At 56.5% G+C, this 26,358-nt stretch carries 20 protein-coding genes and 1 pseudogene; 11 read left to right on the forward strand and 10 right to left on the reverse strand.

Annotated elements, in window-relative coordinates; translation table 11 throughout:
• Positions 1-197: 197 nt before the first annotated feature.
• From ACIGJE_RS33045 to ACIGJE_RS33065, 5 genes and pseudogenes are all read right to left on the reverse strand, one after another.
• Positions 198-293, reverse strand: a pseudogene (locus ACIGJE_RS33045) (resolvase); the annotation flags it as partial.
• Positions 294-592: 299 nt separating this feature from the next.
• The gene (locus tag ACIGJE_RS33050; protein WP_483681436.1) at positions 593-1,063 is read right to left on the reverse strand and encodes a Ros/MucR family transcriptional regulator; all 471 of its coding nucleotides are present in this window, start codon (positions 1,061-1,063) and stop codon (positions 593-595) included.
• Positions 1,064-1,401: 338 nt separating this feature from the next.
• Positions 1,402-1,545, reverse strand: coding sequence for a hypothetical protein (locus ACIGJE_RS33055; RefSeq protein WP_483681438.1), 144 nt, complete (start codon positions 1,543-1,545; stop codon positions 1,402-1,404).
• 70 nt (positions 1,546-1,615) lie between these two features.
• On the reverse strand, positions 1,616-1,960 hold the full coding sequence (locus tag ACIGJE_RS33060) for a hypothetical protein (protein ID WP_483681440.1): 345 nt from the start codon (positions 1,958-1,960) through the stop codon (positions 1,616-1,618).
• Between the two features lie 675 nt (positions 1,961-2,635).
• A complete protein-coding gene (locus tag ACIGJE_RS33065; RefSeq protein WP_483681442.1) occupies positions 2,636-3,307 on the reverse strand; it encodes a glutathione S-transferase family protein in 672 nt (223 codons plus the stop codon).
• A 149-nt stretch (positions 3,308-3,456) separates the two neighbouring features.
• On the opposite strand from ACIGJE_RS33065, the gene ACIGJE_RS33070 reads away from it, so the two are divergent.
• From ACIGJE_RS33070 to ACIGJE_RS33085, 4 genes are all read left to right on the forward strand, one after another.
• Positions 3,457-4,371 carry a LysR family transcriptional regulator gene (locus ACIGJE_RS33070; protein ID WP_483681444.1) on the forward strand — a complete coding sequence of 305 codons (915 nt, stop codon included), beginning with the start codon at positions 3,457-3,459 and terminating at the stop codon, positions 4,369-4,371.
• Positions 4,372-4,871: 500 nt separating this feature from the next.
• Entirely contained in the window at positions 4,872-6,848 is a 1,977-nt protein-coding gene (locus ACIGJE_RS33075; protein ID WP_483681445.1) for an AfsR/SARP family transcriptional regulator, read from the forward strand.
• Positions 6,849-6,914: 66 nt separating this feature from the next.
• The gene (locus ACIGJE_RS33080; RefSeq protein WP_483681447.1) at positions 6,915-7,364 is read left to right on the forward strand and encodes a hypothetical protein; all 450 of its coding nucleotides are present in this window, start codon (positions 6,915-6,917) and stop codon (positions 7,362-7,364) included.
• Positions 7,365-7,464: 100 nt separating this feature from the next.
• Positions 7,465-8,625, forward strand: coding sequence for a YcaO-like family protein (locus tag ACIGJE_RS33085; RefSeq protein WP_483681449.1), 1,161 nt, complete (start codon positions 7,465-7,467; stop codon positions 8,623-8,625).
• Positions 8,626-8,797: 172 nt separating this feature from the next.
• Here the strand turns inward: ACIGJE_RS33085 and ACIGJE_RS33090 are convergent, their stop codons facing one another.
• The 5 genes from ACIGJE_RS33090 to ACIGJE_RS33110 all read right to left on the reverse strand — a co-directional run bounded on the left by ACIGJE_RS33090 (position 8,798) and on the right by ACIGJE_RS33110 (position 14,998).
• On the reverse strand, positions 8,798-10,369 hold the full coding sequence (locus ACIGJE_RS33090) for a tetratricopeptide repeat protein (RefSeq protein ID WP_483681451.1): 1,572 nt from the start codon (positions 10,367-10,369) through the stop codon (positions 8,798-8,800).
• Positions 10,370-10,465: 96 nt separating this feature from the next.
• Positions 10,466-11,752 carry a KpsE/RkpR family capsule polysaccharide export protein gene (locus ACIGJE_RS33095; protein ID WP_483681453.1) on the reverse strand — a complete coding sequence of 429 codons (1,287 nt, stop codon included), beginning with the start codon at positions 11,750-11,752 and terminating at the stop codon, positions 10,466-10,468.
• Positions 11,649-12,356 (reverse strand): P-loop NTPase family protein, encoded by a 708-nt coding sequence (locus ACIGJE_RS33100; RefSeq protein WP_483681455.1) that lies wholly within the window; start codon positions 12,354-12,356, stop codon positions 11,649-11,651. The genes ACIGJE_RS33095 and ACIGJE_RS33100 overlap by 104 nt, the downstream gene beginning before the upstream one ends.
• 6 nt (positions 12,357-12,362) lie before the next feature.
• Positions 12,363-13,661: an ABC transporter permease gene (locus ACIGJE_RS33105; protein WP_483681457.1), complete on the reverse strand. Its 1,299-nt coding sequence runs from the start codon at positions 13,659-13,661 to the stop codon at positions 12,363-12,365.
• A 221-nt stretch (positions 13,662-13,882) separates the two neighbouring features.
• Positions 13,883-14,998 carry a hypothetical protein gene (locus tag ACIGJE_RS33110; protein ID WP_483681459.1) on the reverse strand — a complete coding sequence of 372 codons (1,116 nt, stop codon included), beginning with the start codon at positions 14,996-14,998 and terminating at the stop codon, positions 13,883-13,885.
• A 1,133-nt stretch (positions 14,999-16,131) separates the two neighbouring features.
• Here ACIGJE_RS33110 and ACIGJE_RS33115 point away from each other — a divergent pair.
• The 7 genes from ACIGJE_RS33115 to ACIGJE_RS33145 all read left to right on the forward strand — a co-directional run bounded on the left by ACIGJE_RS33115 (position 16,132) and on the right by ACIGJE_RS33145 (position 26,145).
• Complete coding sequence (locus ACIGJE_RS33115; protein WP_483681460.1) at positions 16,132-17,397, forward strand: tetratricopeptide repeat protein; 1,266 nt, start codon at positions 16,132-16,134, stop codon at positions 17,395-17,397.
• A gap of 66 nt (positions 17,398-17,463) precedes the next feature.
• Entirely contained in the window at positions 17,464-18,411 is a 948-nt protein-coding gene (locus ACIGJE_RS33120) for a class I SAM-dependent methyltransferase (RefSeq protein WP_483681462.1), read from the forward strand.
• A complete protein-coding gene (locus ACIGJE_RS33125) occupies positions 18,411-19,853 on the forward strand; it encodes an SDR family NAD(P)-dependent oxidoreductase (RefSeq protein ID WP_483681785.1) in 1,443 nt (480 codons plus the stop codon). Before ACIGJE_RS33120 ends, ACIGJE_RS33125 begins: the two co-directional genes overlap by 1 nt.
• Positions 19,854-19,957: 104 nt before the next feature.
• Positions 19,958-20,839 (forward strand): hypothetical protein, encoded by an 882-nt coding sequence (locus tag ACIGJE_RS33130; protein WP_483681464.1) that lies wholly within the window; start codon positions 19,958-19,960, stop codon positions 20,837-20,839.
• A gap of 43 nt (positions 20,840-20,882) precedes the next feature.
• Entirely contained in the window at positions 20,883-21,131 is a 249-nt protein-coding gene (locus ACIGJE_RS33135; protein ID WP_483681466.1) for an acyl carrier protein, read from the forward strand.
• A 38-nt stretch (positions 21,132-21,169) separates the two neighbouring features.
• On the forward strand, positions 21,170-23,062 hold the full coding sequence (locus tag ACIGJE_RS33140) for an HAD-IIIC family phosphatase (protein WP_483681468.1): 1,893 nt from the start codon (positions 21,170-21,172) through the stop codon (positions 23,060-23,062).
• 1,085 nt (positions 23,063-24,147) lie between these two features.
• Entirely contained in the window at positions 24,148-26,145 is a 1,998-nt protein-coding gene (locus ACIGJE_RS33145; RefSeq protein ID WP_483681470.1) for a glycosyltransferase, read from the forward strand.
• Positions 26,146-26,358 lie beyond the last annotated feature (213 nt).

Below are 26,358 nucleotides of genomic sequence, written 5' to 3' on the forward strand. Positions count from 1 at the left end.
TCTATGGGACGATCGAGAAGTTGGTAGGGCCACCGCTTGGCAGATCGTTGAGGAATATACCGACCGCCGTTTTCATTCGAACCTAACCAAGGAGCTGGATCGCATTTCCCGCGATCAGGGGGACATCGTCAGCTTCTTCAAGTGGATGGTCTATTCGGAGGTCAAGCTTCATGCGCCCTCTAAAGGCGAGGTTTCAGATCGGCATACTCGCGGCAGCGCCGGAGCTCATCCTCAATGGAAGCGTCCCGCTGGCTACCAGAGGAATAGCGGGAGTAGAGCGCGACACGGGCCATGGTGGACCAACCCCTCACTCTCCTAGTGGGGGCCATCCTTCTTCCCCCGGCTCTTTTCCTCTCATCTGCCTTGCGGATGGTCACTAGCCGCGCGGGGCTTCTCGAACGCTTCACCGGCCAATTGCCAGCTAATCCCCCGCGATATCGAGCACAATCCGACCCAGCTTTGTAGGATCGGCGTCCCCGCCGGCATGGCCGGAGCCCGCGAGATTACGCCAGACCTGCCGGAAACGAGGCCGGATAACCTTAGTCTCGATCATCCAGGCCTTCGCAAATCGACATGTCTGGCGCCAAGGCCGCTATGACGCCTTTTTCTTTCTGCCCCTGCTGGACGCGGGAGGCGGTGGCGGTGGCGGTGCGCTATTCGCCTTTCGATTCATCTGGCCCAGTCCGAGTTCCTTGGCCAGGCGCGCGCGGGTAGCTGAATAGTTCGGCGCAACCATGGGATAGTCGCTGGGCAGGCCCCACTTCTCCCGATACTGCTCGGGCGTCATTTCATAGGTCGTCCGCAGATGCCGGGTCAGCGATTTGAACTTGCGCCCGTCTTCCAGACTGATCAGATAATCGGGGGTGACGGATTTCTTGATCGGAACGGCGGGCTTTGGCGGGGTAACCGCCTCGACCGACCTTGGATTGTTCAGATCCGTTAGTCCTTTGTGCACCGAATGGATCAGATCCGCGAGGGATGCGGTGGCAACCTGGTTGTTGGAAACATAGGCAGAGACGATGTCGACTGTCAGGTCGACCAGACTTGCGTCGTCCTCAGGCATATTCAGTCACCCCTTGTTTTTTGTGGTGATGTCGAAGTGAGTGCTGTTTTTTGTTATGAACGCAGCATTGTGGACCCGATCGCTGCGCTAGCTGAGATTCTCAGGCAAATCCCAGCAACTGTAAAGATCATCCTCAAGAATGATCATGGCTGCCTGTGCACTATTTAGAGCCTTTGCAGGCGATGTTGCGATCGGTCACGCTCTCTGTGTAAATCACTATAAAAATAAGTGATTAGAGAACATTCGATCTACATGCACCTGTTGGAATACCGGCCTGTTCCCTTAAAACAAGACGAGCCGCACACATCCGTCCGCCGAGGCTTGGGCCCGAGGACGTCTCAGCCAACCAGCAAATTCATCGTGACGATCTCGCACAAGGGTGCGACGCCGCGCCATTGATCGCGATAGATGCAGGTGTCGATGCCGATGCCGCAATCCATGAACACGCCTGTTCGCTGCTCGAACCCGATGCACGTTCCCAAGGTCAGACGCTCGACGCATGGACGACCGGAATAGCGAAACGACGCCGAGCCTTGCGGCAGGACGAATACGTCATTGTCCGCGATTTCGGACGCAATATCGATCGCCGTGAACTCGAAGGATTTGAAGCCGCGACGATCGGCCGATCTCGACGCAGGTCAGTTTCACTCCGCCCGCCATTTGGAGCGCTGCTGAACCCAATAGGCCAATCACTCGTCCCTGCTCTGGCTCGAGGGCAAATTCAGCCGCGGGGTCCATCGGCGTGAAGAATGCGCCTGCGGCTGCGACATTGTTCCCCGCGCCCAGATGCCAGTTGTCCACGATGAAATCCTTCTCGCCCTCGCTCAGCACATCCTGCCTCAACAAGGCTTCCGCCTCGGCGTGCGCCTTCATCTCAGCTTTACTCAACTTGCCCATCTCGCTGCTCTTTCCGTTGGATCGGCGAAGCAGCGTGCGGTGGGGTGACAGCATGAACTGGGGAAGGATTTCGCCCGCCTGCAGGGCGCCGCCTCTATCGGCAGAGAGATCATCCGAGCGTAGCGAAGAGAATTTCGGGGAGACGCCAGTTCATGCTTGCCGGGAGGGAGAGCAGCGTTCTCCCTCCCCGCGTCCTTCACATCAGGGGGAAGATGCTCGCGGCTCATGCCGCGGCCCTCGCAAACCATGCAAATGCCGATGCGGTTAAAGAGGATTTTGAAGCGACCAACCTCGCAGAATGATTGCTAAGGGTGCAGACACATTCAGAGCCAAAAGGCCAGAGCGATGGCGAGTGCCACCCCTGAAAGGAAGTTGGCGGTGAGCTTGTCATAGCAGCAGCGACACTGCGGCTAACGGATCGTTCGCTTGCTGTTGTGGCCGCCGGGATTACCGGCGCGGTGCCGGCATCGCGGACCAGGCAACGGAACCAATCGGCATCGTACCTGTGTCGCCGAGCAGATAACGCATACACCCGGCCCGTTCGAGCGGAGCGGGCGCGGTCTTTTTGGTTTGAACCCTGGAGAGATAGTCAGTGGCCATAGACTGCCCACCGCGCCACCGACAAGATCGTCGCGATTTCGGCCGGCACCCACCATATGATAGGAGGGCCAGACGCTATAGCTTCACGCCGACGCTCGCCAGAAAGCTTTCCATACGGTTGTCAACCTCAACCTTCGTCTCCGCCCAGGCTGGAATCGACTCAAGAAGATTGTCGTGCCAGGCGATCAGGTTCGGATATTCTTTGAACGGAAACCGTGCACGATCGATCTGGGAAAAGGGAGCCGCGATATCGATATCAGCGAAGGTCAACGCATTGCCAACCATGAACTTACGACCTTCAAGATGCTGGTCGAGTACCTTCGCCGCGGCGCGGATCTTACCCTCGGCAAATGTGATGAGGGATCCGTCCTTCGGTACGCCCGTGACCGTCTTCCCCACGCGCTCATCAAAGATCGTAGTGGTGAAGGTGCGCCACTGCTCGCCCGACCAGAACATCCACTGAAGCACCTGGAAGCGCTCCCGCTGCGTGATTCCGAGCAGCGACGAATTCACCTTGTTGGCAAGATATAGATTGATCGCAGAAGCTTCCCAGAGAATGGTCCTTTCATCCTCCAGAACCGGCGTCAGACCGTGGGGATTGAGACGTGATTTAAACGCGTCAGTCTGGCTCTCGCCTTTGAAGAGGTCAACGTTCACGCGTTCGAGTTCGATGCCCATGACCTTCGCGGCGGTAGTCACACGACGCAAGCTGCCCGAACCCGCATCACCATAGATCTTGATTGTCATAACTGCTCCTTTCGATTCCAGACCCGCGAACGGGCGGTCGAATGTCAGTTTTCATATTCCCCTTGTGAATGACAACCATACTTCACGAATGATATCTATTCCCTATTGGAATAGATTAAAGTGGTGACTGTGCGACAAGCTAGGATGTCATGATGGACAAGCTCAATGCGATGCGGATGTTCGTGCGCGTCGTCGAAAGCGGAAGCTTTTCGCGGGCAGCGCGAGACCTGAACGTCAGCCAGCCGACGGTCAGCAAACAGCTCGCTGAACTCGAAGCGCGGCTCGGGACGCAACTCCTCGCGAGAAGTTCGCGTGCTCTTGCCGTAACGTCGGCAGGGCAGGACTATTACGAGGCCACCGTCCGTATCCTTCAGGATCTCGACTTCGTCGAAGAGAGAATCCTAGAAGGGCAGTCGGCCCCCTCGGGGCTGGTCCGCCTGACCCTTTCGCCAGCATTCGGGAGGATGTTCGTCATTCCCCGGCTCGCGGATTTTAGGAACCGTTTCCCAGACGTCGCGATCGAGATGGAAGTCTCCGGGCGGCACGTGGACCTTATCGAGGAGGGAATCGACGTTGCGATCCGTATCGGTCGGCTTTCGGATTCGGCACTCGTCGCCCGACGCATCGGCGACATGCGGATGATAACCCTGGCCTCTGCCGGCTATCTAGCTCAACACGGCACGCCGCAAACGTTGGACGACCTACGCGCTCACCAGCGTATCAGCTATGTCCACCAGGGAGATATCATCGGGTGGGGTTTCCAAATAGACGGCCGGCAGGTCGCAGTCGACGGTGGGGGAGCCTTCCGCACGAACGATGCCGAGCATGTACGCGGCGCGGTTCTCGCGGGCCTCGGCATCGCCCACCATGCGAGTTGGCTGTTCACGGATGTGCTGGCCTCCGGCGAGGTTGTACGAATATTAGACCAACATGCTCCGCCGCCCTTTCCAATCAACGCTGTTACTGTTGCTGGACGGCGCATGCCTTCCCGCGTGCGGCAATTCATCGACTTCCTCGCTGCGATTTGCGCCGAGGAGCCGGAACTGAGAATAGGCGACGGCTAACCCGTCATGGAGCGGACGACTCTGGGTTGGCCCCGCACAGGAGAACTCCAAACAGGCCCTTGTCGTCGATCCACGTTGGCTATTGGAGAGCATCCCCTTGGGTGCAGCAATAAGGTAGCGGTCGCGTGGCTGTACTCAACTGCATCCCCTGTTTTTCTTCTTGCCATCGTCCCGCCGAAGGACGAAGCAACCAAACGCCGCAGGAGCTACACTGAAACCTGCTAATGAGGACTGCATGTGTCATAGAAGGTTCAATCTTCTCGCTGGGTGACACTACTCGTCCGTGACACGAGCGTGAAACCGGTAGCGGAATTAGCTTTGACTTGTTGACTTCGTCACACATCGCGAACAGTTAGGAAAGAGAGAGACAAATACTGAATTTAGCGCTGTCCTTCTCATTCATGCGCGCGAGTTTATTTTATGGGCACCACACCGTTTTTGGCGGAAAACAACAGCATAGACGGGACGCAACGCCAACCACCTAGGGCGAGGATGGTCGGATGAAGCCCGAAAGCGACATAATTCTGCATTTGGTGGGTGTGCCGCATATAACCAAGCCAATGGCGGGTGTGTTTCCGGCCAAGGGATATATTCTCCTCACGATGCTCTTGCTGGCCGGCGGAAGACGCATGAACCGGCAGGCTATTGCCACCCTCCTGTGGGAGGACGGGCCTGAAGAGAAAGCGTCTACCAACCTTCGGCAATTGCTAGCGCGAATTAATCGTTTCTGGCCCCGAGATGAAGCTGTAATCGAAGTGCAGGGCACCAGTCTGGTAGCCGGCCCAGCCGCAATTTGCAGCGACCTCGCCAAGATTATGAAATGGCGCAAATCCCAAGTGCTGGCCGAGCGCGTGGCCGCTATTCACCTGGTAAAGGGAGATCTGCTCGCCACGCTCGATACCGGCGGGGATGAACTGTTGCAATGGTTCCGTAGCGAGCGCGAGCGCTTTCGCCAACGAGTCCTATCCTTGGCCGGCGATGTGCTCATGGAAATGACCCGCTTTGCTCGTGCACAGAAAAACAACATCCAGGAAATCGGCGAACGCATGCTGATGCTGGAGCCCGAGCGGGAGGAGACGTTTCGGGCCCTGATCGAGGCCTATGGACGTAATAACAACCTTGAAGCTGTGAGCAGCACTTTCGAGCTGCTCAAAACGATGATGCAGCGAGAATTTAATGCCGAACCGAAAGCTCAAATTGTCGGGTTGGTGCGGCGCATTCTAGCCAACAATTCTCGTCCTTCCCCTGAGGTTATTGACGACTGCCCAGAGATCCGTGGAGAATTCGACGCTTCCAAAGAAAGCGACCCCCTTATTGTTCGCAGTCTGGCAAAATTGCCCCGCGTGGCGCTGTTGCCACCCAATCCGACAATGGGTGAGGAATGCGATCCCCTCGCGCGCGCGCTAATCGAGGAAGTTGCCAATGATTTGTCCCGCTATCGAACGTTTGCGGTGATTGCTCCCCACAGCAGTTTTGGCGCAGTGGACCTGCACGAGTTGGAGCGGCTCGATGCGTTGCGCAACAGGTATTTGGTCAGCAGTTTTATGGTCCCTGGGAATCCGAGTCTTGCCCTACGCTTGGAGCTATACCCTGGCCGCGAGATCCTGTGGGCAGCCGAATTCCGCATCGGTGTGAATGAACTGCCGACGGCTTTCAAGCTGATCTCTCGGCAGATCGCTGTGACGCTCGCGACCGCGATCGAACGGGACCAACTCAAGCATATGCGAGCAAACCCTCAGCCCCATGCCTATCGGCACTATCTCGAAGGCAAGCTGCTCCTTAAAGATTGTGACCTACCGAAATTGCGGCGCGCACGTCGGGAATTTCGGCGAGCAACAGATATAGATCGGTATTTTGCACCAGCGCGGAGCGCAAATGCACAGACGCTCTACCTGGAATGGCTGATGTTGGGGGCCACTGACCCCGCCCTTCTGCACCAGGCACGCTTGGAGGCTGACGCTGCAATCTCGATCGATCCTGGCGACGGAGCAGGGTATCGAATGTCCGCTGTCGTTTCATTGCATCAGCGCGACTTCGACACTGCCAGCAGCAAGTTTATGGAAGCGGAGGCCCTAAATCCGCATTCAGCAGATTTGCTGCTCTCCCATGCGGATGCCTTGGCACATCTTGGTGATGCTGAGGCGGGCTGGAAGCGCTTTCTAATGGCGCTGGATCTGAACCCTTTTCCGCCCGACTATTATTGGTGGAGCGGTGCGGCAGTAGCAATACGTCGTCGCGATTATCGTGGTGCCATTGAGCTGTGCGGGCGCATGAGTTCGGACGAACCTGTCCTGCGAGCTCTAGCGATCTCTCATGGATTGCTCGGGAACCGAGACATCGCGCGCCAATATGGCTCAAGAATACGGGAAATGTATCCTGGTGTGACAGCTTCTGAAATCGCCAATCTTGCTCCCGACCGCAGAATTGAGGATCGTAGATTGATCGCAGAAGGACTTCGGATTGCAGGCATTATCTAAAATCTCCGCTTTCTAGAATATCTAACAAATCTTATTGAATAAGCTAAAACTGCATCGGAGGACAAGATGGTACGTAAAACTGGAAAGAAAGAAAGGTTATATGTCATCGGCGATCGCGGCGCTGGCATATTCATTGTAAAAGTCAAACCACTTCGCGTCGTTCAGATTTCCGACGAAGAAGTTATTAGGTACGGAAAAACTTTAGGCGGCGATGGATATGCAAAAGTTGGTGCAATTTTGTGGCACATAATTGCAGATCACAACGCAGCTGAAAGTCAGGGACACCCGCTTGATAGCGATAAGATTATGGGCATTGAATCTCTTATTGAATCCGGTGCTGATATCAGTGAAGTAGAATTTGTATTTAAAACGAACATATCGGCGACATCCCTCCAAGCTGGGAAGGATCATCATAAACAAGTCAAATCAGCGCTTTGCCATCTTATCAATGGTGATGCTGGTTCTTTATATGATGCCATCCTCAATGATAGTGGCAGCGATGATAACAAATGCTGAGCCAGATGATCGCTATCATTTTTGACAGCGATTGTGCCCCTATTAAGGGGCGCTGGTAGGTTCTGATGGGAGTCCGGCCATTGCAAGCAATCTCACTGCGATGAATTCTGTTTCGCCGGACTTTCCCCCACTCGCCCCCTTTGGCATCTCGCGCGTCGGGGATCTTACTGACCTCGACATTATTGGCATCCCCGTCTGGTTCGCCGTACGCCCGAATTCTCGTTGCCTGGCAGTCAGCCAGGGCAAAGGGCTCAACCACGAGAGGGCCCGGCTGACGGCTATCATGGAGGCCATCGAAGGGGCGGTTGCCGAGCAGACCCGCCCCCTGATTGCAGAGTTCGGAACGCCGGCTGAACTAGCGAAGCGGAAGCTTCTTGCCGTGCCGCTGCGGTCCCTGGTGCGATGTCATTTCTCTGAGTTCGATCCGCGTCGTCCCCGCGCTTGGGTACGTGGGGTTTCGTACGGATCGAATAGAGCCGTTTACGCGCCTTACGAACTCGTCGGGTTGGATATGCGGGATGATTTCCCGTGGGATTACGCTGCCTTCCACGTCAGCTCTGACGGTCTGGGCGCAGGGTTCGATTACGCCTCAGCCGCCCTCTCTGCCCTGCTCGAATTAATCGAGCGAGACGGGACGATACTCTCCGACGGGCTCGGTCATATAAAAGGACTTTCTCGCCCGTTGATATGGCAGCCTGGCGTCCATCCGGGTTTGGATGAAGCGGTCACAAAGGTACGCGGCGCAGGTTTGGAGCCGCATTTTTTCAACAAGACCAGCAAAATCGGCATCCCCATCGTCAGCGCGATGATCGTGCGACCGGTGTGCGACAGAGATGGGGCTGGCATAAGGTTTTCAGGCGGTGATGCCTGTCGGCTCGACTTTGCGGAAGCGACGCTAGCAGCCCTCCTTGAGGCCGTGCAATCGCGCCTGACGAACATTTCCGGTTCTCGCGACGATCTGGACATCTCGCAATATGAGAATTTGGATCTGGCCTTGCCGTCCAGGCCCGATCACGGAGAAACTCTGGGGCAATTGGCAGCCCGGCATATGCTTCCTGCAAATCTTTCGCCTTCGGAAGCGCTTAACTTCCTGGTCTCTCAGTTGGCAAACGCGGGATATCGAGACGTCTTCTTCTTCGACCTGCCATGTCCAGCCGAAGGCGTGCATGTCGTCCGAGCATTGGTACCCGGCTTCAGAAGCTTCGTAGAAGATGACGTTACCGCGCTCAGGTTAGAAGACCTCATTGGAACAGTATCTTGACGATGGCATCTGAGCATTCCAGCGACAATGCCGCGGCCGGTGTTGTCCATCGCGGTCGTCTTTTGTTTTCGGGATCCCGCGATCGACTCTTTCGTCCGACTGCAACGGGACGATCATTCTCGGCCAAAATCGCTTAACTGTGATGGCGCCGTCAGCGAAGTCCTGAGCCTAGCTAAATATGCCGCCACAACCCACCGTTGAGGCGCAAATTTTCCGGTCCTTGGAGGAACACATTCTTCACTTCCTCGAAAAAAGCCTGCTGCCAGCGCCCGGCAAAATGCTTCAGACTTTCCCCTGATCCAACGCTTGGGAGGCGTTTTACCGCAAAATTGAACTTGCCGTCGGCCCAGTAAGGCGAGGTGAAAACAGTCGGCACGCCGAACTTGTAGGAGAGCAACGCACAGAATGGCGAATAGGTCACGGGCGCCCCCTCCCACTCGATACGTGGGGCATTAGGTGACATGGCACCGTCAACGGCGATCGCAATTAAGCATCCCTTCTGCAGGGCCTCGTAGACGCGTCGGGCGACTTGAGCCTCGCTAAGATCGGCGGTCGAAATCAAGGTATCGGCAAAGCGGGTGGTCGTGATCCGCGGGGTCGAGGACAGCCATCGATAGGGGCGCCCAAGTGAATGAATGGCGACCGGCCCAGCAAACATCAATCCGATATGCGCGCTGACCAAAAGCACACCTTTGCCTTCGTCGGATGCATCGAGAATGATCCGCTTGGTGTCCTCACTCAGGTTGAAGCAATCATAGATTTCGCCAGCCTGTTCAATCGAGCATTCCAGCCAGTCGACAATTGCATTATCGAGCAGATGTCCCCATTTGGCGCGGCGATCCCAATCGGCTCTGTCGCGGACAGGAGAAGATCCGAGCGTTCGAGAAACCACCCCCCAAGCCCAGTCCAGACGCTTTTGAGGCAATTTCACGTCTTTCACACGACCGCCGAGAGTCTCCATTTCTTCGATAAAGGAGCCCTGCAAGCGCGCTTTTCTCTCACCAACCATCTTATGATACAGCTTGCTTGCTTCATCTTCGCGCCCGACCTGCAACAGCATAGCAACCGCATAGCGCCTGTTGGTCGCCGAGGGATCTTGATCAACGATAGCGAGCATCTGTGCACAAGCTTCATCAAAACGATGCAAATGCTTGAGGGCGCGTGCGTAAAGCAGCCTAGTATTGACGACTTTCGGCGCAAGAGCGAGCGTCTTTGCCAACACTTGCTCGGCTTCGGCATACCGTCCCAGCGACAGACAAACTTCCCCGTACGCTCGCAAGAAAACGCCGTCGTCGCCGGCCTTGTCTTTTGCCCGCTCCAGAAACTCGAATGCCTCGTCAACGGGTCGATAGGCGGCCAAAGCCGCGCGCGCCGCCGCCTCCGCCAAGCGCGGATCGGGCTTGGCGGTGTCCCCCATCACTTTTTTGGCAAATGCGTAGGCTTCTTCGGCACGATGTGACTCACGCAGGTGCCGGATAGCCAGAACCGCCACTTCCGGGGTCGTCATGCCTTTCTTGACAACGTCGTCGACCAGGCGCGTGGCGGCCTCCTTGCGGTTTGCCTTCATCAAAGCCAGCAAGGAGACCTGGGCCAAACGCGGAAGATCCGAGGCATGGGGCAGATGATCGAGGGCGACACGCACTGCCTCCTCCGAATTACCTGCCTGCGTGGCACGCAAAATTTGCACCGATACCGCGGCCAGGGCTCGCGGACTCATCGCGCCTGTAGGCTGTTGCGCAACCATTTCCAAGTTCTCCCCCTGATTATAGCTCCAAAAAACAATTGGCTGAACCAAACAACGATCTAGCCGCAAAGCACAGAAAAAGATCAGGCAAGTGATTCATGCTGCCAGACGCGAACGCGACAGACTAACGATCAGTGACCCGACAAATGTCAGGCCGATTCCGGCAATTGCGGCCGCCAACAGGCTCATGAGTGGAGCAGGATAAGATGGCCTGCTATCGGCGAGTGGTTCGGCAATGACAGCGACATACTTTTGCTGGCGAATGGTTGCTTGACGTGCATAATCCAGTGTCTGGCGGGCGGATGCGAGATTGCTTTCCGCATATTCCTGAGCGGCCTTCAACCCCTCATATCCGGTGATTTGATTGGCTGCAGCGCCGCCGGTTCCGCCCAAGCGCTTGCGCGTCTCGGCAATGCGGTCCTTCAAGGTTTGAATGTTGTTGAGAAGCAGCTTGCGACGAGGCAGATCATGCGCGCCGGCTGCGTCGATACCGGCAAGCTCGTTCTCGCTCGACGTCAACTGCGTCTCGAGCTGGCTGATAAGGCCATTGATCATGGTGACATCCGCAGTGGGATCGACAATGCCTGTTGCGTCGCGCCAACGCGCCATCTCAAGGCGCGCTTTCGTCGCCCGGTTCTCCGCATCCGTAACCTGCCCTTCAGCGACGCGCAGAGCATCTTCTCGGGCACGTTGATTCATCTGGTCGGCGAATTCCTCGGTAATCGCGACAAGTGCCGAGGCCATGGTTTGAGAGTCCTCGGGCGAAAAGCCACTGACGTCGAGGACGACGATCTGCTCCATCATGTTGAAGCGCGCGTTGATGCGGGCCGTGTAAGCATCGAAGAGCTGATCGTTATCTGCGTTAGTGGGAAGCCTGACCAGTGGATCGGCATTCGGCCGAATGAACAATTTGCCTAGATCGACACGCTTGGCCAGCCGTTTGAGGGCCTCGCGCGAGACGATGAAGTCGCGCGCAGCAAATCCGTCAATGGCCCCGCTCAAAAGGCCATTGCCGCCCGAAGACAGAAGCGAGTTCACCGGAACCGAAGGCTGTGACGATGTTTCTCCACCGCGAATGGCAAAACGCACTTGGGTAGTATACATCGGGGTGGCGATGAAATAGACGAAAATCGCAGTGACGACGATCGGTGAAAAGACCGTAAAGATCGCCAACCACAGGCCGAGCTTCGAACGACGGCGCGTGACGCGTCGAAGCTCGATGAAATGAGTTTGATCGATAACTTGGTGACGGCCGACGGTTTCCGCCGGCGGAGCCGGTTCAGAGTATGTCGTCGGCAGGTTCGCCGGCTCGTTCGAACGCCTTTTGTGCATCCGACGCGGCAGAACGCGGCGGATATCGGTCAATAGCTTGCTTGAGGTCATCCGCAATTACCAACAATCCCTTGTTCACGACAATCGCCTTGTCACAATATCCATTCAAATCATTGACCCGAGAGCTCGCGCTGATAAGAGTCTTATCAGAAGATCTGTCATCAAACAAAGATCGCCAAAGATAGGTGAATCGATCCTTTAGATACGGGAAAACCCCTTCCATAACGTATACGTCAAAGGGTGGCAGAAGTGCGACAGAAAGACCAAATTCGTAGCGAAATTCCATTGGCCAATGTTCTACGATTTCGTCAAGGTGCTTGGGCGTGGTGAGGATCGTCTCCAGCATCGCATTCGACAATTGCATGTCAAGGCCGTAGAGCCGTGAAAGCAGCGCGACGACATGCCGACCCGTGACCTTGCCACGAAGGAAAGCGGGACGACCAATGGGCCAGGAGGTCAGTCCGCCAAAATCGATACGGCCCACATGAGGCGGCCTCAGACCCGCCAAGAGATCAATCGTCGGCCTCTTGACCAGCGGGTCGCTCGTCAGCAGCGCATAGCGTCCGATCGGGATATCGAGATCGACCTTGTCGGCAATGAGGCGCCGGCCACCGGCAATTTCAGGCTCGTCGGAAACCCGCTGCAAGATGATCATGATACCTCACACGGGCTGGACGTGGCGCCGAAACCAAGCTTCCACGATCAGGCCGAAACTTGCCAGCGCAACCACGGAAAACCAAAAATATGCGGGGCTGGCATCGGAGCAAGGATAGGCTTGAAAATACGCCCCCCGCATCAGCTGCATACCATGGCTCAGCGGGTTCCAAAGTATGTACTTCCTATACGCTTCTGGAAGCTGCTCGGTCACATAGAATATAGATGAGAATATCTGCAAAGACCGTTCAACCGCTGAGGTCATCCTTGAAAAGAAAGGCCATATTCCCATTATAACGCCAAATATAAATCCAATACTTATGCCACATATCCACATCCCAATAAAATATATGAAAAATATAACATAATTATCTGGCAGAGACGTAATATCAAGAACATGCCCTCCGCCAATAAGAAGGACCATAGATACAATATATACCACTAAATACAAGATTGCGTGGGAAAGGCCCTGATGAATGGGAGATACCATCGGAAGATTTAGCATCACGCGATTATGAGCAATTTGACCGCTAACTCGGAAGATGGTTATACGACACATGACCCAAGTGCCTGACCCGAGCAACGCGAAGGTCGGCACATCCATGTTGAGGATGTAGTGAGTTCCAATAAGGAAATAGGCGGAACTGATTAGGGCCAACATGACCATAGGCTGAATTAGCAACCATATGAATGCGAGCCGCCCCTCTCCGTTAATGCTATGAATCAAATGAATAAATAAAGGCCATACAATGAATATTGTATGTATGTATCTTCTTTTTATATTTGAATTCTCTGCGCTAATAGACCGATCGAACGACAGTAGTTGCCGAAGAATTTCTAGGTCCTTTGCCTGACTCTCAATGAACGCGTCGTACCCTGCTTTCTCCTGCTCTAGCCTAGCTTCACGCTCGGCTCTGATCTTTTGAGTTTGATGGCGAGCCTGCAAATTTTTTCGCGCTTGCTCATTCTTCTTGAGCATGTCGCTAAAGCCGGGGGGCTCATAGTCGCTTTGCCAGATATCCGCGCCGGTCCGAATGTCCAATTCCAAAATGCGGATCGTCTGCCCCAGGATGCGAATTTCGATGTCCTGTATTTCAGGGCTGAGTGGAGGGTCCTGATCGTCGATCGCTTTCTTGAATTGCTTTTGGACACGCTCATAAAGGCTACGGCGCTCGCCCATATTGGCATTGGGCTGGGTTGCCAAGGCGCGCAACACGATGCTCAAATAAGAGGATCGATCCGACACTGTTTCCGTCACGCGCGTCGATCCTTCCTCTTCTGCCTGGCATAGTGGGGCGCGCTCCAAGCCAAACTCTTCCGAGGCAGTAGGCGGTCTCGACCGCTTTGCAACAAACACCAGAAAGTGTGCATCGGCCTGGCGGCGTCAACGATCGTGTCGAACGACGCAATATCCTCAGCGTCATCGCCAAAACCGGGCACCGGGTAACCATGCATGGCCCAGATCGAGGCATCCGGCCCTTTACCAAGATCCGGTCGTCTCATGGCTATCGATGTCCGAAAGACCATTTAGTTCGCTTTCCGCTGACAAACTGATGGCCAGCTCGCCAGTCCGGCCGCGCCAGCTCGTATCATCACGCACACAATGGCATCTCGTGGACCCAACGCCCGAAATTCCACCGGCGTGATGGCGGCAGCTGGGCCGTAATCAACCCGAGCCACCCCTTGCGGCGAGTTGTCGGCTATGATCTCGTCGCGGGCGGCCAGATTGGCTTCGGAACGAATGACACCGTCAAATTCCCCCTTGGGTGGTGTCTGTCCCGGCGTACTGGCCGTGGTAAGCCCCAAGGCCCGATGCCCCGCATTGGGGATGCCGACGAACAGGTTGTTCCTGGCCCAGACTTGGGCACCGTTACTGGCGAATATCGCATAGGTCGAGCCTGAGCTGCCATTGCCTCGATCAAAGGGCCTGAAGGCAAAGACATTATTGACAGCATCCAGATAGACGCGCCCAAACACTCGCGGTTGGCGCTGCCCCACCCATTCGAACAAATTGCCAAGCAAGGTAACCCTATAAACGGGCTCATCCGCCCGTTGCGACGGAGCGCCGGCTTGACCACAAGCTCGCGCATGATCTTGATCACGATCACCGCATTCATTGGTTCCCAAGAGCATGGCCTTGTCGTGCTTGGCGAAGCGATTGAAGGCAACGGTAACACGACCGACGCCGTGGGGAATGGCCCGGCCAGCGCCCGAGGTGATATCGATAGCGCCGTCGCCGCAACTTACAAAATTGTTGTGAAGGATCGCAAGCTGGTCAACCGCCCCGGAAACCGTAATGCAGTCGCGAAAGTCACGGCCGTCCGCGCGAGCTTTGTTATCGCCCCGGTAGGGGAATTTGCGAAATGCCAGCCCGCTGATGATGACGTTGCGACGCGCCGTCAGAACGATGAGAGCCACATCCGCATCCGCGGCCAATGTAATGCCGGCACAGCCCGCGTCAATTGTGGTGTTGTTTCCCGGTCTCAACGGAGCAAGAAGGGTGATCGTCTTCCCCTGCATTTCGGGCGAGAAGGTGATGAAGATCGGGCGGCGGCTACGAGCACCGAGCTCGACCGCCGCACGCAAACTGCCGTCCACTGGCTTGGTTCCGGGGGCATTGTCGGCCTCCGATCGAACCAGCACTACCGTTCCTCCCGCCCCTCCCCTGGTTCCCGCTTGACCGGCGTAGCCAGGAAATACATCGGGAATGCGTCGCGCAGTGGAATTGCAAGTCGATGCGCCCTGTAAAGAAGCCGCTCGTGCCCGAGCGACCTCGAACAAGGCTGTGTTTGCGGCACGCGCCCCCTCGTCCAAGGCCGCAGCCTGGACACCATACGGGTTCATGAGGGGCCACGCCGCCACCAGGATACCCGCAGTTTTTGCAAAACGAGCAATCAGGACAGGACCTCCTGCTGGTCGAAGATGGCCTGGTTTTCGAGATGATTCATCGCAACTTCGGGAAAAACCAGCTCGGCACCCTGGAGGTGACTGGCTTGGAAACGTTCCGAAGCGCAAGTGACCATGGTCGCCACGGCTGGTCTTGCCTTTTGCAAGCGAGCACACCTCATCGACATACGAACCATGAAGACACTGACCAAAAATAAGATTGCGCAATGTGGCTAGAATATGAAATCCGCGACCTCATGCAATTAAATCTTTTGAAAACACAATCAAAACTAGTAAAAAAATTTCATTTTACACAAAAAAAATTCTAAATACGTAATAATATATTAATTTATTTTCGCATTACTAAAATATATCTCCAATACACACAAATTCTGCGGCAAATAGATCCTGCCTATATGGCCGGCACAATGACCGTATGGGCGTCAGCCAGATGCCGAAAGCCGCTCGTATCGCCCGCCCGCCACCAGACCCTCAATCAAGGTGCGCGACTTGCCTGCGCGTCACCTTGACGCAACGGTGAACGGGCCCGTTGCGACATGGCCAATTCAACTCGGGCCGTCCGACCACAATGGATCAGGCGGTCCTCCAGCAACACTGTCGTAGAGGGCAAACAATGCGTTAGACTCCTCGAAATACTGGCAAATCCAAGTCTCGCTCCTTGGCAAAGCGGGCATAACGACACCGCGGCAGGACAGAAGACCACACGCGTTGAAGGCCGGGTTCATTGCGCCGTTCGCCCCCGGCGACGCTCAACCCCACCCATTCTGGATTGTTGTCAATGAGCCGGCTTCGAAAGCTTTATCGGACAAATCGGGTTGCAATCTCAGCAATCGAGGTCTACGAATTGAGAAGTCTGTTATCGAACGCGTATGGTCTCAATGGATTTTCAGAAATCGTCGAGATTGCCTATCGATCAGATGATCGAGCGGTATTGCGATTTTTTTAACAATGATTACGGCAGCCGCCAAGCTTTCTGTCGGATGGCTTTGTCATCTGGTGAGATGCTGATGGCTGCGGTAGCCGCCGCGGCGGAAGTACAGCTGCAACCCAGCGTCGAATCCGATGCTTATGCGACCAAGGTCGTGGACGCAGCAATGGAGCAAGCAAATCTTGCCATATCCAATGGCGAGACGGAACGCGAGCTGCAGCTTCTGCATGCCTGTTTCCTGGCGATGCGCCGTCAACCGGCGGGCCTGGCAAAAGTCTGTGCTCGCATTGAGGAACGGCTGATTGAAGAAATCGATCGCGATCCGATCGAACCTGATGTGATCGAAGGGCTCATTGGCATCGGTGCCATAGCGCCCGCCACGCTTTTGGAAGTTTTCGATAAGGCTGATAATCTTGGCGCCCATGCCATTGCAGGACGGGCCGCAGAGGCGGTGATCGCCGCCAATGATGGTCGTCTCGACAAGCATTTGCTCAGGGCGTTGCGTGGTCGCACGCGGGATTTTCTATCCGAGAAAAACGCATTGGCCGCTGGCATCTATTTCGTTCCGCTCTATGGGATGGCAACAGCCATCGAGTCGGTTGCGATATTGCTGCCGCGTGTGGCTCGGCTTTTGGCCGAGAACCTTAAAGCAGGCGGCCATCAAGTCGGCGAAGCGGAAAAAATCGCGGCCGGCTTGACCAAGCTCGACCCTCAAAATCCCGTCTTGCTGCGCTATCACGCTTTGAAGTCAGCCCAGAACGGCGACACAACGACGGCCAGGCAGCATCTGGATGCACTTGAACCGAGCGAGTGGCGCAATGTGCTCATATGCGCTCGGGCTGCGCGCGAGCTGGATGATCGCCGCTCGGCACTGGTCCTCTATACCTGGCTGATTGAACATGGTTTTGCCGTCAGTGAGGGCACCAAGTTCCGCGACAGAATGCTGCGCGAACGCGTGCTTGCATTACGCGACAGCATGCGTTCGGGCAATGCAAGCGCCGCTGTTGATTCAGCGACTGCTGTGCTGGAAATGCAGCCCGAGCATGAACGCGCGTTATGGATTAAGGCGCGGGCCCTTCTGAAGCTGCGCGACACTCAGGAGGGCGTTGCCACCTTGCGCAAGCTTGTCGCTATTTCGCAGACCTACCCAGGTGCTGCCGAATTGCTCGCGCGTTTTGAACAACGGAGTGCAGCCCTTCGCGCTTGAGCCTCGTGGTTTCTCCAAGATTTGCATCAGCAGTTTGCTGCCTGCCCCTCCTATTTTGAGGTAAAAATGGCCGACGTCGTTGATAGACAAGCATATCCGCAGTTTGCCGCCTTACTCGATGCAATCATTTCGGAATGGCCAAAGCACCATAAATACCTCACCAAGAATATCTCGGAACGTACGGTCGATGAACTGGCTTTCTCCGAGGAACTGTCGAAAATGGTTGCCGCCCTGGCGGAAAAGACACCTGGCGGCTTGCAAAGCTTGGCTTCCGACTATCGCTTCATCTCCGAGCAGATAATTCTGCCGGAAGAACTGCATTTCCGTCGTCATGGCGAATATCGGCTCAAGACCTTTGCCGAAGCCGTTGAGCAGGTCTATTCACGCGCCGACTATATGAAGCGCTATATGAACGGCCTTCTGATCACGGATGTCATCTGGATCAATCACTGTCGCAGCATGGAGCACTACAGCAAGCGCTTCTTGCCGTTAATCCGCGAAAAAGGGGACCTTCTGGAGATCGGACCTGGCCACGGCTTGCTGCTTGCACTAGCCACACGCGAAAAACGTGTTGGTACGCTGACCGCGTGGGACGTCTCGGAAGGCAGCCTGGCGACCTCCCGCCATTCGCTGGCCGCTCTCAGTCCCGGCGTGGCCGTCACCTTTAAGCTGCGCGATATCTTTGCCGAGGACCGCACGGATGATGAGGGCTTCGACGCCATCGTCTTTTCCGAAGTTTTGGAGCATCTGGAGAATCCGCAAGAAGCCGTCAGGGTCGTCTATCGGCTTTGCCGCCCGGGCGGTCTGGTCTGGATCAATGTTCCCGCCAACAGTCCCGCTCCCGATCATCTTTATCTTGTCCGGCATCCCGACGAAGCATCCGACTTGCTGCGCAGCATTGGTTTCGAAATCGTCGAGCGCGCCAATTTTGCCATGAGCGGGACCACCTATGAGCGGGCAATTGCGGACAAATTGACCATCAGTTGCGTCATCGTTGCGAAGAGGCCGGCGTGATGATTCAGCACGAGGATGATCGGCACCATCATGTGGCAAGCCACACATTCGACTGGGATGATCAGCGCCGCTTCGCAGCCCTGACTGGTGATGTGAACCCATTGCATATGGATGCCGATGCAGCCCGTCGCACTCAGGCCGGCGCTCCGGTTGTTCATGGCATGCATGTGGTGATCTGGGCGCTCGATACATTGTTCAGGCTGCAGGCAATTCCTCCTGTCGCTTCGGTTCAAGCCAAGTTCCTGAAATTCGTCTATGTGGGCCAGGCGGTAAATCTGCGCATCACGCAAACGTCCGATGCACTCTTGAAGTTTTCCATCGATTGCGAGGGTGCCTCGACCACCAGCGCGACGGTTCGCTTCGAGCAGGGGGCCCACGCCCCTCTCCTTGAGAGGGATCGATTTGCGGTGGTACCAATAGGCTCGACCCCCGACGAGCACGATGCGGCGAGCCTCGCGGGTCTCACGGGGTTGCTTGCAGGAAAGCCGGAAGCTGCGGCGGGTTTTGGGGACCTCTACCCCTCGCTCGCGACCGCCTCGTCACCCCAGACTGTGGAAGCCTTGGGCCTGATGTCGACGCTGGTGGGGATGGTGTGCCCCGGGCTTCATTCAGTCTTCGTCGAGGCGGCTTTCGATCTCGCGCCGGGCAGAAGGGCAAAAGCCGGATTGGATTTTGCAGCCGATGCCATCGACGAACGGTTTCAGATCGTGCCTGTTCGAATTGCTGGCCCGGGCATGATCGGACATGTCTCGGCCATCATTCGCCCGCGGCCGGTCGCCCCTCCGACACCGGGCATGGCCGCCGGTTCTGTCAACTCCGGCGAGTTTGCCCAGCAGAGGGCTTTGATCATCGGTGGATCGCGCGGCATTGGCGCTGTCTGCTCGCTCCTGCTGGCAGCAGGAGGAGCCAAGGTGACGATCACCTATCAGCGTGGCCGATCCGAGGCCGAAGCTGTGACCGCCAGCATCAACGCCAACTGGCCAGGGGCAGCGCGGGCGATGCAGTATGATGTCGATCGCCCCGCGGCCGATCAGCTGGTCGATACACCCCAGCCCACGCATGTATATTATTTGGCCACGCCGAAGATCTTCCAGCAGAGCACGAATCTGTTCAGCCGCGCTCTGTTTGAGCAATTCGTTGATGTGTATGTTTCCGGCTTCCTGGATCTTGTCAGCACGCTCGAAGGCGCTGGCGCCGGCGCCAGCTACCTGTATCCGTCTTCCATCGCGGTTGAGGAACGCCCCAAGGGCATGACCGAATATGCCATGGTGAAGGCTGCCGGCGAGCAACTTTGCCGCGACCTCAAACGCCGGTGGCCCAAATCTCGTTATACCGTGCCGAGGCTGCCTCGCATCAACACGGATCAGACGGCGACGGTTCCTCCCGTTCCGGCTGCTGATCCAATAGCAACGATGCTGCCGCTGCTGCGCCAGTGTGCGTGAAATAGCTGTAACCGGAGGACATTTGGAACCAAGTCGCGATGCACCGATCTGCTTGAGGCATGCACCGGGATCACAACAGCAAGTCATGACATGCCGGAGGTCCAATGAAATTCAAATTTCTCTCTCTAGGCGGCTGTCCGCTCAATAATCCTCTTACGAATCTCGACAAACGCGGGTTTGCCGAGTCCATGCATCATCGCATGGGTTTTCGACGCGCGCCCTTCTCGCTATCGATCAGCGGCGCGATCCAGCTGGTGCAGTTCATTTCCGGCAAACTCGAGATTCCGGGCTGGATTCGCGAGTATTGCTACGCCGACCCGCTCCATGTGCCCAATGCGGCCCAGCAGGCGCTGCTACCCGAGACGGATATCGTCATGATGGAGATGAGCTCTCCTATTGAGTTCGTCTATGAGGGGTTCATCCTCAATCAGAATCGCTTTCGCGAACGTGTCCTGACACCGCTGCGCGACATTGACAGGATGACGCGTTCGCTGACCAACAAATGGATCAATGAGGGGATCCAGAAGCAGAATGAGGAGCTTCGCAAGAAATATTCTGGCGAGCTTCTCAAAGTGCTGACGGATGACACCGAGGCGATACAACGCCTGCGGGATGTCGTCGACAAACTGCGCGGCCGCCACGTGCGCGAGAAAGAGATTTATCAAGGGTTCAAGACCCTGCTGCCCATGCTTCCGGCACCCCTCGTGCTGGTGCTGCACAATTATTCCTACATGCCGGATGGGCGGCCGGTGATATGGCCATCCGACTTCAAGGACAACTCCTCCAATGCGGCCCGCCGCCACGGCATTCCGCTTTACGATCCGATGGAGGTCGTTCAGCGGCACTGGGGTAGCGACGTCTTGATGGAGGATCGCCGCCACTATGCGCGCTCCTTCGACAAATATGTCGCCGACGAATATCTGGCCCTGGCCCGCGTGTGGGTGCCAAAGCTGGTGTTCGGCCCCCAGCTTGCTCACGCAGCCTGAAGCTGCGGTTGATTGGCTCAATTCAGGAAACGGAGACGCTAACGTGAATCGCAAGGATATTATCGAAAAGATCGCCTCTTGCCTCGCCGATGTGCTCGATGAGGACTCGGTTACATTGGACGAGCAGACCACTGCCGATGACGTGGAAGGATGGGACTCCATCTCGCATGTGAAGCTGATCATTGCACTGGAAACAGCCTTGGGCATTCGCTTCGAAAGCAACGAGATCACGGCGCCCGAGAATGTTGGCCAGATGGTCGACCTCATTGAAAGCAAACTCGCCAGGGTGTGACCCACGCCTGCCGCGAGCCTATCAAAGGGAGCCAGAATATGGGCTTTTCAGTGGTTGATCTCCCCTGGCTGTTGCCTGCCCCTAGCGATATCCGCAAGCAATTGCGGGCTCTCCAAGGTGACGATGCGGCAACTCAGCTGCCGCGTCTGGCCGCTTTTCGACTGGGGGCCGATGAGGCCGGAAGTTTTGCAAAGGCCCTGCAGCGTTGCCGAACCGATGGCGTGTCGATATCGTCCCTGTCGCCTTTGCGCCTCGGCCTTTTGTCCAATGCGACAACTGATCTATTGGCGGCAGAGCTTCCTGCCGGGGCGGCGCGGCACGGTGTTGCCCTCGATCTGGTTGTTCCGCCCTATGACCAGGTCCAACAGCAAGCCTTCGATCCCGATTCCGAGATCAACCGATCGGGTGCTGACGCTGTTCTCGTACAGGTCGATCATCACTGGCTCAATCTGACTAATAGCCGGCTCGATGATGGCGAGACTGCGGTCGATGCGGCGATGGATCGGCTGGAGGCGGTCATCGATGCCCTGCGAACCAATTCGGGGGCAGCTATGATACTACAGACACTGCCAAGTCCGCCCCTGTCGCTTTTCGGGAGTTTTGATCGTATCAAAGCGGGCAGCGTACGCGCGCTCATCGAGACAGCGAACGCTCGTATTCTCACCTTGGCGCGATCGAAAGGCGCCGTGTTGTTCGACGTGGCCGCGCTGGCTGAGCGTGTTGGCTCGGATACATGGTTCGATCCGGTCCAGTGGTTTGCCTTCAAGCTCCCGTTTGCTTCTGTCGCCAATGCCGCTTATGCCGATGCTCTGGGCCGTTTGCTGGGCGCGCTTCGCGGAAAGGCACGGAAGTGCCTCGTTCTCGATCTCGACAATACGTGCTGGGGCGGTGTGATCGGCGATGATGGTATGGCCGGCATCAAGGTGGGCCAGGGCAGCGCCACGGGCGAGGCTTTTCTCGGCGTGCAGAACTATGCGCTGGAACTGCGCAATCGTGGCATTGTCCTCGCCGTGTCGTCCAAAAACGATGACGCCAACGCCCGCCAGCCCTTCCGTGAACATCCCGACATGCTTTTGCGAGAAGACCATATTACGGTCTTCCAAGCCAATTGGCTCGACAAAGCAAGCAACCTCGAGGCTATTGCCCAGACGCTGAACATCGGAATCGATGCGCTGGTCCTGCTGGACGACAATCCGGCTGAGCGGGCACAGATGCGCGCCGCCTTGCCGATGGTCGCCGTACCCGAACTTCCGACCGATCCAGCCTGGTACCCTTGGTTTCTCTCGTCGGCAGGGTATTTTGAAGCGGTTGGCTTTTCGGCAGAAGACAAGCTGCGTGCCGAATCTTATGCCTCCGAGGCACGACGCGCCGAGGTTCTCTCCAAGTCGCGCAGCCTTGGCGACTATCTCCAATCACTCGACATGGTCATGCATGCCAGTGCGTTCGATGCCGATAACCGCCCACGCATCACTCAGCTTATCAATAAGACCAACCAGTTCAACCTGACGACCCAGCGCTACACTGCCCAGCAGGTCGAAGACGCCGAATTACGTGCCAACACCATTCAAGTTCGCCTCAGGGATACGTTCGGCGACTTCGGAATGATCGGTGTGATCATTGCCCGCCCGAATGGCTCACAGGAGACAAGTTGGGAAATCGATACATGGCTGATGAGTTGCCGTGTACTCGGTAGGCGGGTTGAGGAGGCCATGCTCGATCGGCTCGTTCTCGACGCACAAGCTCGGGGTGTGAAGAAGTTGATCGGTATCTACAAGCCGACCGCCAAGAACGCCATGGTAAAGGAGCACTATGCCAAGCTCGGATTCGTCAAGATCGAGCAAGATAGAGATGGTGAGACTCACTTTGAACTTGATGTGGATACTTACGCTATGAAGATGCCGCCTATCGCGATCGAACCTAGCCTTAACTGATTGATCGTTTGCCAGCGAGCACCATCGCCAGGCTTGCCAAGGCAGGCGAGCGGCAGATCAAGAATGCATACCACTTTGCAAGTCATGCCCTCGGGCAATGGGGAGCAGGAAATTACAGGCCCTTGATTTCCTCAGAACGCGGACAGTGTCCGGTTCGCTCCCCCGTGTTGTGGTGCAAAGAATGCTGGCACGCCGTCTCCTCGGCATTGGAGCTTAAGCATATGGGGAGCGCCAATAAACGGAAATTTTGATTAAGTCCCATGATACACCCTGATACTATCAGTTTAAGTATAGTGTTTTTTTGAAAATTCTCCGAATTGGTACATATATATGAACATAACGGGTTATAAGTTGGCTATTTATGGCCGATCGGGAATCACACCACAAATCTGATATAATTATAAGCTTGCAATCCACTTCTTATGACTCTAGGAATAAGCCTTCTCTGGCTGGAAAATGCCGCAGATGCTGTCGGACCGCTACACGGATCGGGGCATTGGGTGGGCGCACAAAGACGGAGGATGGAAGTGGTTTGGATACTGTCAACGCCTCTGGGCGCCGGCACCATATCGGGCCGGACCTTGGCTGCTCCGTCGACAATTGTCCCATCTGAACTAGGTCGGAAAGAGGCCCTGTCCTGTACCCCTGATGCGAGTATCGGCGCATTCCCTCGCCGCAATCTCAAACGCCGTGGCAACTGGCCGATCTATACGGCCTGCTGCGCAAGGCCGCTCGTTAAGGCACAAGCCTTCGATCACCCCCCTCCTGCAAGTGCTTCAAACTCGTCAATATATATAAATACTAACATATATATTGACACGGCTTCCAGCCGAAGATCGCCATAAATAAACAAATATACTCGGCAATATTTACAGCTTCAGAGGAAAATACAGAAGTTGTTATATTGTCAGACTCCTATATTTCCTAGGATTCCCCCTTTGTAGCATTGCAATAAAAGAGCGTTGTAGGTGGCCCCGTTGATCCCTAACAGATTTTCATCGTCTGAGGCAGAAGGCGCGCCGTTACTCGCAGTCCAGGATACTGGACATGCGTGGCTCTCGGGAACCGATGTTTACTCCCAGGCCGTGCGCGCCGAATGCGCCGATCTGGTCAAGCGTGCCGACAATGTCGAAACCGCCCAGGTTGCGCTGCCGCGCCTGAAATATCTGCTCTCCCGCTTTCCGGGGGAGTTGGACGTCAATCTCTCCCACGCTCTCGTCGCCGAGATGACCCGTGTCCGCGAGGGCATGCTGGAGCTGTGGACCGGCGTCCACGAAAAATTCCCCGACAATTACCGGGCCCTGCAATATCGCCTGCGCTGGCTGTCGCGGCATCAGCGCATTGCCGAGGGGCTCGAGATCCTCGAGCGTCATTACCCCGGCGTGCCCTCGGACGTCGATCGTCGCCTCGGCAAGGCCGAGCTTTTCGTCGAACTGCGTGAAATCGCCAAAGCCAAGGCGCTGTTCGTCTCGACCCTGGCCGATTTCCCGGATTCCAAGAACGCGCCGCTCGTCTATGCCAAGCGGTTGCGCGAATGGGGAGAATTAACCGAAGCTCTGTTGATCCTGGACCGGCTGCTGGCGACCGGGCAAGCCCCCAAGAACGCCTCGGTCATGGCCGAGGAGCTGCGCAAGGGCATGGAGGTGCTCGGCCGGCACGTACCGGACTGGCAGACCTGCGGCATCCCCGCCCGCATCGTGGTGCTGAGGGCGGCCATCGACATCTTCCGCAACCGATCCGTGCGTTCGGTGGTGCCAGGCCGGCTCGGCTCCGTCTCGCTTATCACAGGCAGCCTCGGCACCGGCGGAGCGGAACGCCAGCTTGCCCGAACCGCAGCCCGGCTGGAACGCACCCGGCGCGAAAGCGGCAGCATCTCCGGCCGGCAGATCCGCGGTCCGATTCAGGTCGTGGTCAAATCGCTCAGCCCCAGGAACAACCACGACTTCTTTCTGCCCATGATCGCCTGCGAGCAGGTCGAGGCCTATCAGATCGACAACATGACGTCGGCCCGCCCGGCGGAACTCGTGCCCGAGGAGAGCGATCTCCGGCATTTGCTGTCCCTGGTGCCGGTCCATGCGGCCTTCGGCACGCAACGCCTGGTCGAGCATTTTCGGCGGCACGAAACCGAGGTCGCCTATATCTGGCAGGACGGCGCCGTCCTGTTCGCTGCCCTGGCGGCACTCGTGGCCGGCGTCCCCCGCATCGTCCTCAATGTACGCGGCCTGCCGCCGGTTTTGCGGCCCCATCTGTTCCGGGGTGAATATGAGCCGATGTATCGGGCCCTGGCTCGGATTCCCGGCGTCGAGTTCATGAGCAACAGCCATGCGGCCGCCAAGGCCTATTGCGAGTGGCTCGACCTGCCGCAGGAGCGTTTCACCATCGTTCACAACGGGGTCGAGCACCTGCCGCCCGAGCCGAACGAGACCGACGAGGAGCGCTGGCAGAAATTCCAGCGCCGCACCGCGGATGCCACCGAGACAATTGGCGGCGTCTTCCGCATCGATGTCGACAAACGCCCCGAACTCTGGATCGATTTCGTCCACGCCTATCATGAGGCCCGTCCGAATGCCCGCTTCGTTCTGGTCGGCAGCGGCCCTCTGCTGCCCCGCGTACGCCAGCGTGCAGCCGAACTCGGCATCGCCGACCGGATCCTGTTCGTGGGCCGTTCGGCCAGCGTCGGCTATTGGCTGGCGAAGATGGATGCCTTCGTGCTGCTGTCGCGTTTCGAGGGCCTGCCCAACGTGCTGATCGAAGCCCAGCTCGCTGGCATTCCGGTGGTGACCACGCCGGCAGGCGGCGCCTGCGAAACCTTCACGCCGGGTGTGACGGGGCTGGCCACCGACACGGTCGAGGCCGTCGATCTCGACGCCTTGTGCGCCAAGGTCGGGCACGTCGTCGACTGGCGGCATTCGGATCCGAGCCTTGCGGACCGCATCCGGCAAATTGCTTCCGAGCGTTTCTCGACAACGCGTATGGTAGGCCAGACTGTCGAACTACTCGCTGGCTCACAACCATCCGAATCTATCGGGAATACAAAAAGACGCCAAATTAAAAAGATAAAATACCCTACTGGAGCAGCGTAGAAGATACGAATAGAGCCGTATTTTCCTCATGAACTCTCTCTATATAAAAACCATCCCTCTTAATGCTGGACGAACTCTTATTGAGGAACGGCTTAATATGCTAAATTTTTCACAAATTACTAGATACACTAAGGTAAATTTCATTTTCACTGCAGCGTATTCCTCGCTTGAGACAGCATGTTCCAAAACAAGGCCCATACCGCAGGATCTGAG

It is taken from the genome of Labrys sp. E2SS-1L (genome assembly GCF_057073705.1).